The 12965-nt window shown below is 73.4% G+C and carries 15 protein-coding genes; 8 read left to right on the plus strand and 7 right to left on the minus strand.

Going from position 1 to position 12965, the window contains the following annotated elements:
* The first annotated feature begins 131 nt into the window (after nucleotides 1-131).
* The gene (locus tag AB0761_RS09510) at nucleotides 132-968 is read left to right on the plus strand and encodes a TrmH family RNA methyltransferase (RefSeq protein ID WP_377268528.1); all 837 of its coding nucleotides are present in this window, start codon (nucleotides 132-134) and stop codon (nucleotides 966-968) included.
* 3 nt (nucleotides 969-971) lie between these two features.
* Here AB0761_RS09510 and AB0761_RS09515 read toward each other — a convergent pair whose 3' ends face one another.
* A complete protein-coding gene (locus AB0761_RS09515; protein ID WP_377268529.1) occupies nucleotides 972-1205 on the minus strand; it encodes a hypothetical protein in 234 nt (77 codons plus the stop codon).
* A 637-nt stretch (nucleotides 1206-1842) separates the two neighbouring features.
* Between AB0761_RS09515 and AB0761_RS09520 the strand changes: the two genes are divergently transcribed.
* Genes AB0761_RS09520 through AB0761_RS09540 form a run of 5 tightly spaced genes read left to right on the plus strand, consistent with a single transcriptional unit; the run spans nucleotide 1843 to nucleotide 6211 of the window.
* Complete coding sequence (locus AB0761_RS09520) at nucleotides 1843-3378, plus strand: sensor histidine kinase (RefSeq protein WP_377268530.1); 1536 nt, start codon at nucleotides 1843-1845, stop codon at nucleotides 3376-3378.
* A 26-nt stretch (nucleotides 3379-3404) separates the two neighbouring features.
* Nucleotides 3405-3791, plus strand: coding sequence for a roadblock/LC7 domain-containing protein (locus tag AB0761_RS09525; protein ID WP_377273987.1), 387 nt, complete (start codon nucleotides 3405-3407; stop codon nucleotides 3789-3791).
* Complete coding sequence (locus AB0761_RS09530; RefSeq protein ID WP_377268531.1) at nucleotides 3788-4147, plus strand: DUF742 domain-containing protein; 360 nt, start codon at nucleotides 3788-3790, stop codon at nucleotides 4145-4147. Before AB0761_RS09525 ends, AB0761_RS09530 begins: the two co-directional genes overlap by 4 nt.
* Nucleotides 4128-4757: an ATP/GTP-binding protein gene (locus tag AB0761_RS09535; protein WP_377268532.1), complete on the plus strand. Its 630-nt coding sequence runs from the start codon at nucleotides 4128-4130 to the stop codon at nucleotides 4755-4757. Before AB0761_RS09530 ends, AB0761_RS09535 begins: the two co-directional genes overlap by 20 nt.
* Nucleotides 4754-6211: a cytochrome P450 gene (locus AB0761_RS09540; RefSeq protein WP_377268533.1), complete on the plus strand. Its 1458-nt coding sequence runs from the start codon at nucleotides 4754-4756 to the stop codon at nucleotides 6209-6211. Before AB0761_RS09535 ends, AB0761_RS09540 begins: the two co-directional genes overlap by 4 nt.
* Nucleotides 6212-6504: 293 nt before the next feature.
* Here AB0761_RS09540 and AB0761_RS09545 read toward each other — a convergent pair whose 3' ends face one another.
* The 3 genes from AB0761_RS09545 to AB0761_RS09555 form a co-directional block, all read right to left on the minus strand.
* Nucleotides 6505-7413: a DMT family transporter gene (locus AB0761_RS09545; RefSeq protein WP_377268534.1), complete on the minus strand. Its 909-nt coding sequence runs from the start codon at nucleotides 7411-7413 to the stop codon at nucleotides 6505-6507.
* 126 nt (nucleotides 7414-7539) lie between these two features.
* Entirely contained in the window at nucleotides 7540-8475 is a 936-nt protein-coding gene (gene hemC, locus AB0761_RS09550; protein ID WP_377268535.1) for a hydroxymethylbilane synthase, read from the minus strand.
* A gap of 53 nt (nucleotides 8476-8528) precedes the next feature.
* The gene (locus AB0761_RS09555; protein WP_377268536.1) at nucleotides 8529-9824 is read right to left on the minus strand and encodes an MFS transporter; all 1296 of its coding nucleotides are present in this window, start codon (nucleotides 9822-9824) and stop codon (nucleotides 8529-8531) included.
* Between the two features lie 52 nt (nucleotides 9825-9876).
* Here AB0761_RS09555 and AB0761_RS09560 point away from each other — a divergent pair, with 52 nt between their 5' ends.
* Nucleotides 9877-10503, plus strand: coding sequence for a TetR/AcrR family transcriptional regulator (locus AB0761_RS09560; protein ID WP_377268537.1), 627 nt, complete (start codon nucleotides 9877-9879; stop codon nucleotides 10501-10503).
* Nucleotides 10504-10560: 57 nt separating this feature from the next.
* Entirely contained in the window at nucleotides 10561-10971 is a 411-nt protein-coding gene (locus AB0761_RS09565) for a MazG-like family protein (protein ID WP_377268538.1), read from the plus strand.
* On the opposite strand, the gene AB0761_RS09570 is transcribed toward AB0761_RS09565, so the two are convergent.
* The 3 genes from AB0761_RS09570 to AB0761_RS09580 all read right to left on the minus strand — a co-directional run bounded on the left by AB0761_RS09570 (nucleotide 10864) and on the right by AB0761_RS09580 (nucleotide 12820).
* Entirely contained in the window at nucleotides 10864-11655 is a 792-nt protein-coding gene (locus AB0761_RS09570) for a maleylpyruvate isomerase family mycothiol-dependent enzyme (RefSeq protein WP_377268539.1), read from the minus strand. The genes AB0761_RS09565 and AB0761_RS09570 overlap by 108 nt on opposite strands.
* A 170-nt stretch (nucleotides 11656-11825) precedes the next feature.
* A complete protein-coding gene (locus AB0761_RS09575; protein WP_377273988.1) occupies nucleotides 11826-12269 on the minus strand; it encodes a DUF5709 domain-containing protein in 444 nt (147 codons plus the stop codon).
* Nucleotides 12270-12463: 194 nt separating this feature from the next.
* A complete protein-coding gene (locus AB0761_RS09580) occupies nucleotides 12464-12820 on the minus strand; it encodes a hypothetical protein (RefSeq protein WP_377268540.1) in 357 nt (118 codons plus the stop codon).
* Between the last annotated feature and the right edge of the window lie 145 nt (nucleotides 12821-12965).

Consider the following 12965-nt stretch of genomic DNA (forward strand, 5'->3'; position numbering starts at 1 on the left):
ATGGACCCTCGGCGGGCGGCAGCCCCCCGGCGGGCCCGGCCCGGCGCCGGGTGCGGCAGCGCGGCGGCGGTAGGCTGGTGATCACGTTCACGCCCGGCCCACGAGGTGCCCCACCACCCCCAGGAGGACTGATGGCGGTGGTCCAGCGGATCACCTCACGCAACGCCCGCTTCCAGCAGTGGCAGGCGCTGCTGGGCAACCGCAGCAAGCGGCAGCGGGCCGGGGAGTTCCTGGTGCAGGGAGTGCGGCCGATCACGGTGGCGGTGGAGCACGGCTGGCCGGTGCGGGCGCTGATCCATGACGCCGAGCGGCCGCTGTCCCGGTGGGCCCAGGACCTGCTGCGCACCACGCGGGCCGACCGCTTTGCGATGTCCTCGGAGCTGCTGGCGGAGCTGGGCGAGAAGGAGCAGGCCGCACCCGAGCTGGTCGCGGTGCTGGAACTGCCGGCGGACGACCTGGGCCGGATCGCGGTCGGGGACGACTTCCTGGGGGTGCTCTTCGACCGGCCGACCAGCCCGGGGAACATCGGCTCCGTGATCCGCTCGGCGGACGCCTTCGGGGCCCACGGGGTGGTCGTCACCGGGCACGCCGCCGACGTCTACGACCCCAGGTCGGTGCGGGCCAGTACGGGATCGCTGTTCGCGCTGCCCGCAGTGCGGGTCCCCTCGCACCGTGAGGTGACGGCCTGGCTCGACGGGGAGCGGGCGCTGGGCCGTCCGGTCACGGTGGTGGGCACCGACGAGAACGGCACGGCCGATGTCTTCGACGTCGACCTCACGGGGCCGGTGCTGCTGCTGGTGGGCAATGAGACCGCCGGGCTCAGCGCGGCCTGGCGTGAGCTGTGCGACCGGCTGGTCCGCATTCCCATGTCGGGCTCGGCCAGTTCGCTGAACGCCGCCAATGCGGCGACCGCGGTGCTGTACGAGGCCTCCCGGCAGCGGATCGCCGCCGGGAGTCGCTCGCGCTGAGGCTCAGGGGGTGGCCGGGGTGACCGGCGTGACCTTCTCACGGAAGGCCGCCAAGCAGGGCTCGCAGTACTGCTCGGCGGCGGGTTCGGTCTCCTGGACGGGTTGGACGGCTGCGTCGCGGTGGAGTTCACGGCCGCACAGCGCGACATCCGCGCCGCTGGCCACGACGTGCCAGAAGTCGACCGGCCGGTCGCCGTCGAGCTCTGCGGGGCCGTGTTCCGCTCTCATCTCGTGCATTGCCTGCCTCCAGGGCATCGTGGCCGGGCCGGGAGTCGCACCGCCAACCATGCCTACACCGGAACGCTAAGCCGGATGGGTCGCTCCGGCACGCCGAGCGGTCCGGACGGATGACCGGCTGACCGCCCCTGGGGGGATGCCTGGTCCGGCGGGGCGGGGCGGCCCCAGCAGGGGCGCGGAGGCCGGCCGGACGCGCCTGCGCACAGTGGACGGCCGCGCGCCGGTGGCCGCCCCCGATCCGGGCGCCGAGGGCCGCGCCGCGGTCACCCAACTCTGTCGCTCCACAATGTTTCTGACGACATATCGGCCAGGCGTGGCCATACCTGCCCACCCCGCCTGGGGCGCGCGCGGCTCTGCGCACGCCTCATCACATGTTCACGCAACCGCGAGCCGCTTGCACCCCGACCCGGGTTTGTCAAGTCCCCCCTCCCGGGTGGCAATCGGACGGCTATGCTCCTGACTGCTCAGCGCACCGGGCCGATTACTCCAGGTCAGGACGGTCGGCGTGCCCCGGCGTGCACACATGCCGCGAGCGCCGGCCGTTCCGCCGGTTCACCCGATCGGCCGTATCCCCGACGCCGGCCGCTCGTTGTCCCGATAGTCGTTCCAAATCCATTCAACTGCTTTGAGGACGCCGATGGTTCGTACTGGAACGCCATCCGCAGGGCACCAGCCCGCCTCCCCGCTCGTCTGGATAGTCCCACCCGTGCTGATGGCCGCCTGCACGGTGGCCGCGGTGATCGTGGTGGTCCAGGCAGCCCGGGTGCCGGTCGCATGGTGCGGTGCCGCGGCGACGGCAGCGGTGCTGCTGATCGCCGGAGAGACCGCCCGCCGAGGGCGGGCGATCACCGTGCTGCGCCGTCGGCATGCCGACCAGGAGGCCGGACTGCACCGGCTGATGGCCGAGCAGGAGGCCGAGACAGCCCGACTCGCCGAGGTGCTGCTGCCCGAGGCGGTGGCGCGGCTGCAGCGCGGCGAGTCCGCGGCGGAGGTACTGAAGAGCGCGGCCTACGAGGCCGAGCTGGACCCGGGCTTCTCCACCGCGCACCAGGCCGTGCTGCGCACCGTGGTGGAGGCCGTGGTCGCCGAGGAGGACCTGCGCGACTCCGCGCAGCGTGCCTTCGTCAACATCGCCCGACGCGTGCAGGCGATCGTCCACCAGCAGGCACAGGACCTGCGGGAGATGGAGCACCGCCACGGCGAGGACCCCGAGGTCTTCGGCGATCTGCTGCACATCGACCACGGCACCGCGCTGATCGGCCGGCTGGCCGACTCCATCGCCGTCCTCGGCGGCGCCCGGCCCGGACGCCAGTGGAGCCAGCCGGTGTCCATGTTCAGCGTGCTGCGCGGCGCCATGTCGCGGATCCTGGACTACCAGCGGGTCGACCTGCACTCGGTCGCCGAGGTGGCCGTGGTCGGCCCGGCGGCGGAGCCGCTGATCCACGCCCTGGCCGAGCTGCTGGACAACGCCACCCGCTACTCCCCGCCGCAGACCCGGGTCCACCTCAGCGCCACCGAGGTGCAGTCCGGGGTGGCCGTGGAGATCGAGGACGGCGGCCTGGGCATGGGCGAGGAGGCCCGCGACCGGGCCGAGCAGGTGCTCACCCACTCCTCCGCGGGCATCGACCTCACCGACCTCGGCGAGACGCCCCGGCTCGGCCTGGCCGTGGTCGGCCGGCTCGCCCAGGCCTACGGCTTCCAGGTGTCGCTGCGGCCGTCCGCGTACGCGGGCGTCCGGGCGGTCATGGTGATCCCCGGCGATGTGCTGACCTCGGTGCCGGCGCCCCGCTCGGTACCCCGGCCGGGCACCATGCCGCCGCCGCGGCCGATGCCCACCCGCCCTGCACAGCCCCGGCCGGGGGCGCAGGCACCGGCGCCCGTCCCCGCGATGGCGGAGCGGCAGGAGCAGTCCGCCGGGGTGGAGCACAACGCCTACGGCCTCCCGCAGCGGCGGCGCCGGGCGCCGGCGGCGGCGCCCGGACCCGGCGGGGTGGCGGCATCCTCCCCGCCACCGCCCAGACGATCGGCACCGGCACCGTCGGCCGGCCCCGAGCAGCCGGTGCAGCCGGGCATCTGGCTGGCCGCCTTCCAGGCCGGGATCAACGGCGAGACCCCGACCACCGCAGGACCTGCACGGCGTCCGTCTGACGGCTCATCGGAGGAGGGGAAGTAGCGGTGTTGCAGCAGCAGCGACCCAATATGGACTGGATGCTCCAGGACCTGGCGACCAGTGTGCCGTGTACCCGGCAGGTGGTGGTGCTGTCCTCGGACGGGCTGCGGATGGCCCAGTACGGCACCGACGCGGACACCGCCGACCGTCTCGCCGCGGCCTGCGCGGGCCTGCAGAGCCTGTCCGCGGCGGTCGCCGCGGAGTTCCCGCACGGCGAGGGCCTGATGCGGCTGGTCGTGATCGAGATCGACGGCGGCTTCTTCTATCTGATGGCGGCCGGCGCCGGGGCGTATCTCGCGGTGCTCGCCGACGAAGGGGTGGACGCCGGGCTGATGGGCCAGCGGATGCGGGACCTGGTGCTGCGGATCGGTGAGCACCTCACCAGCCCGCCGCGCGTCGACGGGGCCGTCACATGAGCGGAGCCGGCGAGGAGACGACCGACGACGGCCCGGAGCGCATGTATGTGATCACCGGAGGCCGCAGCCAGGCAGGCGGGCAGGACCGGCTGGACCTGGTCACCCTGGTGGTGGCCCGGTCCCAGCCGGAGCCCGGGATGCCTCCCGAGCACACCGCCATCGTGCGGATGTGCCACTACCCGCTCTCGGTGGCGGAGATCTCCGCCTATCTGGAGCTGCCGGTGAGCGCGGTGAAGGTGCTGCTCGCGGATCTGCTGGCCGGGGGGCGGGTGGAGGCCAGGGCACCGGTCCCCGCTGCCTCGCTCCCCGACATCGAACTCTTGGAGGCGGTGATGCATGGACTTCAGAAGCTCTGAGAGGCTGCTGCCCGGCCCACGGCAGGAGGACACCCTGCCCGCATCGGCCACCGCCGCCGTCAAGGTGGTGATCGTCGGCGGCTTCGGGGTCGGCAAGACCACCCTGGTCGGCTCGGTGAGCGAGATCCGCCCGCTGACCACCGAGGAGACCATGACCCGGGCCGGGGTCGGGGTGGACGACACGGCCGGGGTGGAGCGCAAGACCTCCACCACCGTGGCGATGGACTTCGGCCGGATCAGCCTCAATGAACAGCTGGTGCTGTACCTGTTCGGCACCCCCGGCCAGGAGCGGTTCTGGTTCCTGTGGAACCGGCTCTTCGACGGCGCGCTGGGGGCGGTGGTCCTGCTCGACACCCGTCGGCTGGAGGTCAGCTTCGATGTGATCGGCAGACTGGAGGAACGCCGGGTGCCCTTCGTGGTCGCGGTCAACGCCTTCCCTGATGCCCCGTCACATCCGGTGGCCCAGCTGCGCTCGGCGCTGGATCTCGACGACTCCGTGCCGATGGTCGACTGCGACGCCCGGCTCCGCTCCTCCAGCAGGGACGTCCTGCTGACCCTGATGCGCTATCTGTACACCCTCTCCGCGACCGCGACCCGGGAGCCGAAGTGACCGCCCCTTACCCCGACCATGCGCAGAGCGCGACCACCCCGCCCCCGGGCTGCCCCGCCCATGTCCCGGAACAGGGCTCCGCGGGCGCCGGGACCGGCGGACCGGTCCGGTTCTACGGCCCGGCCGCCGAGGCGGACCCCATCGGGCTCTACGAGGAACTGCGCAAACGGCACGGGTCCGTCGCCCCCGTACTGCTGGACGGCGATGTGCCCGCCTGGCTGGTGCTCGGCTACCGGGAGAACCTGGAGGTCACCCGTGCACCCAAGCGGTTCTCCCGGGACTCGCGGATCTGGCGCGACCTGCTGGAGGGCCGGGTCCCCGCCGACTCCCCGCTACTGCCGATGGTCAGCTGGCGTCCCGACTGCCTCTCCGCCGACGGCGCGGAGCACCAGCGGCTGCGCGGCGCGGTCACCGACAGTCTCAACCGCTTCGACCGCCGGGGCATCCGCCGGCAGATCCATCGCATCGCCAACCGGCTGATCGACGGCTTTGTCGCCGAGGGCAGGGCCGAACTGCTCACCCAGTACGCCCAGCATGTGCCGATGCTGGTGCTGACCCATCTGCTGGGGCTGCCCGAGGAGGCCGGTCCGCGGCTGGTGACGGCCAGCGCCGATCTGATGACCGGCACCGAGCGGGCCGCCGCGGCCAACGACTACATCCTGGAGACCCTGCGGCAGCTGGTGCAGCGCAAGAAGGCGGCCCCCGGCGAGGACTTCACCTCCTGGATGATCGCCCACCCCTCCCGGCTGACCGACGAGGAGGTGCAGAACCATCTGCGGCTGGTGCTGATCGCGGCCAATGAGACCACCACCAACCTGATCGCGAACACCCTGCGGGTGGTCCTCACCGACAAGCGCTTCCGGGCCTCGCTCGCCGGTGTCCGGATGACGGTGGCCGACGCCGTCGAACAGGTGCTGTGGAACGAGCCTCCGCTGACTGCCTGCCCGGGCGGCTGGGCCACCGCCGACACCGAGCTCGACGGGCGTCTGATCCGGGCCGGGGACATGGTCCTGCTGGGTCTGGCCGCGGCCAACACCGACACCTCGGTACGGCCCGACGTCAATGCGCCGGTGCGCGGCAACCGCTCGCATCTGGCGTTCAGCGGCGGGGCGCACATGTGCCCCGGGGGCGACATCGGCCGGGCGATCACGGACGCCGCCGTGGACACCCTGCTGATCCGGCTGCCCGACCTGCGGCTGTCGGTGCCCGAGGAGGATCTCGGCTGGCGCTCCTCCATCTGGGCCCGCCATCTGGAGGCGCTGCCCGCCGAGTTCGCCCCCCGCCGGCCGGAGCCTCCCGAGGAGCCCTCGGGCCGGCTGGGGACCACCACCTCACGGGCCCCGGTGGCCACCGGGGCCGCAGGCGCCACGGCCCGTTATCCGGTGCCCCGCCCGGCTCAGGCCGGACGGCGGTCACGCTGGCGGGCGGTCGCCCGCTGGCTGCTGGGCCGCTGACCACCCCGGGGCCTGCCGCCGGACCACGCTCCCCACGGGGCGTCCGGCGGCAGGCCCCGGCGTACGGCGGCGCCCGAGCGACAGCGCGCAAGGGGCAGCACCCGAGCCGCAGCTCCCGGAAGCGGTACGACCGGCGGCGGCGTGCGCGGTCGGCACGGGAAGGCCTGCAACCCGTCGCCGCCGACGGCTCGGCGGACGACCGACCGCCGGGCACCCAAACGCCGGACGCCCGACCGCCGGGCACCCAAACGCCGGACGCCCCGACGGCAGCCGGTGCATGAAGCGGTGCCCGATCAGTCGTCGCTGCCGGGCAGGTCGTCGCCCGGCTCCTCGTCGCCGGGCCGCACCAAGGTCGAGGTGAGCGGCACCCGCGCCAGCCCCACCGCGCCCACCAGGATCAGCAGCGCGCCCAGCACCTCCGGCACCAGCCACCAGCCGGTGCGCACCCGCTCCTGGAAGAGGGTGACCCCCAGCGAGAGGCTCACCAGCGCGTCACCCAGGGTCAGCGCGGGCTGGGAGGCCACCAGCGGGCCGGACTGCATCGCGTTCTCCAGCAGGAAGAGCGCGCCCACCCCGGCGGCGGCGAAGCCATAGGTCTGCCAGGCCGTGAAGAAGCCCCCGGGGCCGTAGTCGGACCACGCATGGGTGGCGTCCTTCATCAGCGCCGCTGTCAGTGCATAGCCCACCGCGGAGGCGGCCCCGAAGCAGGCCGCCCGCACCGTCCCCGCCGGACGGCGCAGAGCCACGCCCACCAGGATCCCGACCGTGGCCACACAGCACACCAGGACCAGGATCCAGATGCCCAGAGCGGGCCGCTGCACACCCGGGGTGGGAGAGGCGGCCCACAGGGCGATCCCGAGGCCGACCACGATGCAGGCCACCGCGCCCCATCCCCAGCCGCGCATCCGCCGGCCCAGCACCATCCCGCCGATCAGCAGCGCGAACGGCAGCTCCAGCACGAAGAGCGGCTGCACCAGGGAGAGTTCACCGTTGAGCAGCGCCAGCGCCTGGAAGCAGGCCGCTGCGATCACCGCGGCGAATCCGCCCAGCCACACCGGCCGATGCAGCAGTTCGACGATCAGTGACGGCCGGAAGCCCCGGGAGAGCGGGACCGATCGGGCTGCGTACCGCTGGAACACCGTGGCCAGCGCATTGCTGACCGCGGCGAGCAGCGCGAACACCACGGCGAGTGCGGTGTGCACCGGGGGCTCCTCTGTGACGGCGGGATGCAGCCATCACGCTACGTGACAGCCCACCGGTCACGGATGCGACGGCGCCGCCGCGTCGGCGACGGGCCGCCGGTGCCGCCCCGTACGGCTGGGGATCGCTCAGTGCGGGATGGAGTCGATCACGTCCCGTGCACCCTGGCGGAGCAGGGCCACCGCCACGGAGGTGCCCAGGGTCGCGGGGTCCAGCGGACCGGCCCACTCATGCGCGTCCAGCACGGTCTTGCCGTCCGGGCTGAAGACACGGGCCCGCAGGGAGAGCCGGCCGTCCCGCTCCGCCCTGGCCAACCCGGCAATCGGGGAGTTGCAGTGGCCCTGCAGCACATGCAGCAGCATCCGCTCGGCGGTGGTCTCCCGCCACGTGGCGGCGTCCCCGAGACCGGCCACCGTGTCCACGGTGTCGGTGTCGTCCTCCCGGCACTGAAGGGCGAGGATGCCCGCCCCCACGGGCGGGCACATGGACTCCACGGAGAGGATCTCGCCGATCCGGTCCTCCCGGCCGATCCGGCGCAGCCCGGCGACCGCCAGCAGCAGTGCGTCCGCCTCCCCCGCGTCCAGCTTCTCCAGGCGGCGGTTGGCGTTGCCGCGCATGGGCACACAGACCAACCCGGGGTGGGAGACGGCGAGCTGGGCGACCCGGCGTACCGACGAGGTGCCGATCCGGGTGCCGTCGGGGAGTTCGTCCAGGGTGAGTCCGCCCGGGTGGACCAGGGCGTCGCGTACGTCGTCACGCTTGAGGAAGGCGGCGAAGACCGTACCGGCGGGCAGCGGACGGTCGGCGGGCACATCCTTGACGCAGTGCACGGCCAGGTCCGCCTCACCGGCCAGCAGCGCGGCGTCGACCTCCTTGGTGAAGGCCCCCTTGCCGCCCAGCGCGGAGAGAGCGCCCGGCCAGCGGTCTCCGGCGGTGGTGACGGGTACCACCTCGGTACGGATCCCGGGGTGCAGTACGGCCAGCTCGGAGCGCACCCGCTCGACCTGGGCCAGCGCCATCGGTGAGGAGCGGGAGACGATGCGGATCAGCTCGGGCATGGGCATGCGGTTTATGATAGGCAGTCAACTCTGCTGCCAGTACAGCGGTCCTGGAGAGTTCACTCCATCGCCACGGCCTCGGCCTCGGCATCGGCCTCGGCCTCGGGCCGGACCTCCGCCGGGATCCGCAGCGCCGCACCGGCGGCGGCGACCAGCAGCAGCGCGCCGAGCAGAAAAGGGGCCCGCAGCCCGGAGACGTGCGCCAGTGCCCCGCTCGCGGCGGCCCCGACCGCGCCCGCGCCCAGCGTCACCGTCTGGTACGCCGTGCCCACCCGGCCCAGCAGTTCGGCCGGGACGATGGACTGACGCACCGAGACCGCGGTGATGTTCCAGACCGTGGCGGCCGCACCGTAGGCCGCGATGAGCGATCCGGCGACGACACCGGAGGAGGTCACACCGAGGGCCCCCGCCAGGACGGCCGCGACGGGCATGACGAGCCGCAGCACCCGTCCAGCGCCGAGCCCGGCGACCAGCCGGGGCGCCAGGCCCGCTCCGCCGAGCCCTCCGACGGCGAAGGACGCGACCAGCAGGCCGTAGCCGGTGCCGTCCAGGCCCAACTGGTCCCGGGCGAACAGCACCAGGACCGCGATCAGTCCTGACAGCACCAGATTGGAGACCGCCGCGACCAGGCAGAGCCTGCGCAGCAGCGGCCGGTGCCAGAGCTGCCGCACCCCCTCGACGGCCTCGCGGCGAAGGTTCCCCGCACCGGCCGGGGCCGGGACACCGGCGGTGGTGCCCGCGCTCGCGGCCCGGGGCCGGAAGTCCCCGGGCACCAGGGCCATCAGCAGGGCTGCGACGGCAAAGGAGGCCGTGTCCACCACGAACGGCCCGGCCGCCGCCACCGTGAACAGCACCGCTCCCACTGGGGTGCCCAGCAGGGTGTCGCCGACCAGCATCCCGGCCTGGATGGCTGCGTTCGCCCGGGGCCGCTCCTCCCGGGGGACCAGGGCGGGCACCAGGCCCGCCCAGGCTCCGCCGTGCAGCACCTCGCCCGCGCCCAGCAGAAAGCCGGTGGCCGCCAGCAGCGGGATCGACGGCGCGTTCAGCACCACCAGCACCGCCGGCAGGGCGGCCACCACTGCGCGCGCGGCGTCCACCCTCCACAGCAGCTGCCGCCGGTCGAGCCGGTCGGCGAGCGCCCCGGCGGGCAGGGAGAGCAGCAGCCAGGGCGCCTGCTCCGCCAGGAAGACCAGCGCGATGTCCCGCGGGTCGCCGGAGAGCCTGGCGGCGAGCAGCGGCAGGGCGACAAAGCGCATGCCGTCGCCGATTGCGGAGAGCGTGGCCGAGGCCCAGACCATGCGGAACGCGGATCCCAGCGGCAGCCGGACGCGTGGTGCTTCCCCCGGTGAAAACATGAACTAGACTCTCGTTCGCATTCTCAACCCTGTCAAGCCGTCAGGAGGATCCGTGCCCCAGGCCCAGCAGCCCATCGACCCCCGCACGGGGGCACGGCGGCCGCAGCAGCAGCGCAGCCGCGAGAAGGTCGCCCGGATCCTGGCCGCCACCGGGCGCCTTCTGGAGGAACACCCCTACGACGAGATCGGCACCCGGTTGATCGCCGCCGAGGCAGGTGTCTCCGTCGGCATCCTCTACCGCTTCTTCCCCGACAAGGAGGCCATCGTCGCCGCCCTGGCACGGGACTGGCTGCGTCGCTTCGTGGAGATCTCCCAGGAGGCCGCCGCCGGCCCGCTGCCCGAGCGGCCGCAGGAGCTCCACCGGCTGCTGATCACCGCATACGCGGACTTCTTCCGCAATGAGCCCGGCTTCCGGCAGATCTGGTGGGGCGGCCCCCGGATGCCCGCCCTCCAGTCCGAGGGCGAGGCCAACGACGAGGAGGTGGCGGGCCAGGTCCACACCCTGCTGGTCGAGCACTACGGCGCCCCGGACACCCCCGAGGCCCGGCGGCGGACGCTGATGGCCGTCGTGCTGGTCGGCCACCTGCTCAACCTGGCCTTCCGGGACCGGCCGGACGGCGATCCCGGGATCCTCTCCGAGGCCGCCCTCCTCCTGGACCGCTATCTCGTCTTTCCCTGACATCACGTCAATCTGCTTCCCGACCACCAGAGATCACAGAGGAGAGCGCACTCCCCCATGGAAGAGGACACCTGGCAGACCGTCGACCGGCTGGTCGCCTGGCTGGACACGGCGAGCAGCGTCGCACCCGAGACCGATCGTCTGCTGCGCATGATGAAACTGTCCGAGGAGGTGGGCGAGGTGACGGAGGCGGTCATCGGGGCCATGGGCCAGAACCCGCGCAAGGGCCGTTCGCACACCTGGGAGGATGTGCAGGCCGAACTCTGCGACGTGATCATCACCTCCATGGTGGCGCTGCGTTCGCTGACCCCTGACGCACCCGCGGTCTTCGACGCCCATCTGCGCAGGGTGGCCCGGCGGTCAGCCGAAACCCACCCGCTCCAGCCAGAAGTCGAGCAGCTCCGCGTCGCCGAGCACCTCGATCCCCTCGCCACGGGCGGCACGCCGCCGGTAGACGAGCAGCAGTAGTGCGGTGAGCGGGCCGCACACCGCAACGGCCGCCTTCTCGTGGGCACGGCGCCAGGTGATGGTGTCGCCGGTGAGGTCGACCAGCCACTCGGCCGCCGCGCGGGGCTCGGTGTCGGTGGCGTGGAAGTGCAGTGTGCGGCCGGGACCGAGCAGCTCGCGCATCCAGGGGTGGACCTCGAAGTGCATCGGCAGCGAGCCCAGCTCCATCCACTCGTCGAGGGCGTCCAGGGCGATCTCCTGGTCAAGGGTGTAGCGCGCACCCAGCGCAAGCACGGCGTCGGCCTGGTGGACGGCCGTCTCATGCGCGAACCGCCGGGCGTAGAACGCCGTGGTCCCCCCGGGGACCGGGGTCCAGAGCGCCGCGTCGGGCCCGGCGGCGTGCAGGGTATCGGCGAGCCTCGCCGCGCCGTCCGCGAGCCAGGGCCCGAGCACCGCGGGATCCTCGTCGCTGCGGGCGGGCAGGTCACGGAAGTGCCCGTCGGGGAGCGGCTGGGAGGCGCGGGTCCGTACGACCTCCTCGGCCCAGCGCTGGGCACCGCCCAGGTGGCGCAGCAGCTGTCCGACGTTCCAGCCGGGACAGCTGGGCACCGGGACGGTGAGGTCCGCGCCCTCGATGCAGGACCTCAGCAGGTCGGTCTGCGCGACGATCTCCGCGCAGCGGCGCTCATGGCTCGGAGTGGTCATCCCCGCACGGTAGGGCCCGCCGGCGACAGCGCGACCGCGCCGGGCCGCGCTCTGCGGGCGGTCCGCCCAGGGCGTGGGCGCGCCGCCGGGCGCACTGCGGACCGCGGGAGGGTGCACGGTCCGCGGCGCGCCCCGGGGTCGGGGGCTCCCCGGTCACCGTCCGCCGCGGCTCAGTCGCCGTCGGCGACGATATGGACCGCGGCCTCCTCGGCGGAGGCTGCCGCGCCGTCGATACCCACGTCGCTGGCGAAGAGCTCGGACTCGGTGTCCGGATGCGCACCCTCGTCCAGGGCCACCAGGCGGCCTGCCCGGCGGTCGCCGACCTCGTCGTCGAGCAGCTCACCGTCGGTGCCCACCGCGTCGCCGAGGCCGTCGCCGTCGCCGTCCACGAGGTCCGGGAGTTCACGGGCGAGGCGGCGGTCGAGGCCCTCGCCGAGGTTCTGCTCCTCGGCGGTGGTACCCCAGTCGTTGACGGCCAGCGGCCGCTCCGGGGGTGAGTAGCCCTCGTCCAGGACCTGTCCCACACCTCTGTTGACCAGGGTGTCCTCGGGCTCCAACGGGCCCGAGTCGTCGGTCACCTCGTCGCCCTGCGGTTGGTAGACCTCGTCACCCATCGTGTTCTCACTCACAGCTGCACCTCCTTCGCGCGCCTGGCGTCGAGCCGGACGGACAGCCCGCTTCGATCATGTCCCCGGTCGGCCGCCGAGGCAAGACGGCCGGGGACAGGCGAGGCGGACGGCGGTGCTGGGCCCTGCGGCGGTACGGGCCGGCCCGGCCGGGCCGCCGTGCAGGGCCTGGCGGCAGTGGCTCAGGCCGCGTAGGCGGACGGGCGGGCCCGGCGGCGCCGGCCGGCCTCGGTGAGACCGACGGTACGCACCTGCCGGGACGGGTCCTGGACCACCGGCCCGGGCGCGATCAGCCCGGCCTCCAGCAGCGCCTCGCAGACCGCGGCCGGCAGCGCGGTGTAGCAGTTGCCGGTGCCGGTCCTGGCGTCCCACGGCTGCCAGGAGACAAAGCTGCGGCGGGCGGCCCGCCCCGTGGTGACCACCAGGTGGACCGGCCGGGACGGGTCGGCGACGACCGCCAGCACGTCCTGGGCGCCGGCGGGAAGGACGGAGCCGGGCTTCGCCCGGTGGCGGACGGCGCCGGCGTACAGCACGGTCATGGCGTGGCCAACTCTCCGAGTCGGACGGTATGGACAAAAATCCCTGACGACGACTATTGCCCAGGACACGTCCGGATCGCACGTGCATTCCTGTCACAAGATCGCGACAGCGGAAGGCTGGCACACGCCACTGACAACGACCGGG

The organism is Peterkaempfera podocarpi (assembly GCF_042466665.1).
In the GTDB taxonomy this organism is placed as follows: Bacteria; Actinomycetota; Actinomycetes; order Streptomycetales; family Streptomycetaceae; genus Peterkaempfera; species Peterkaempfera podocarpi.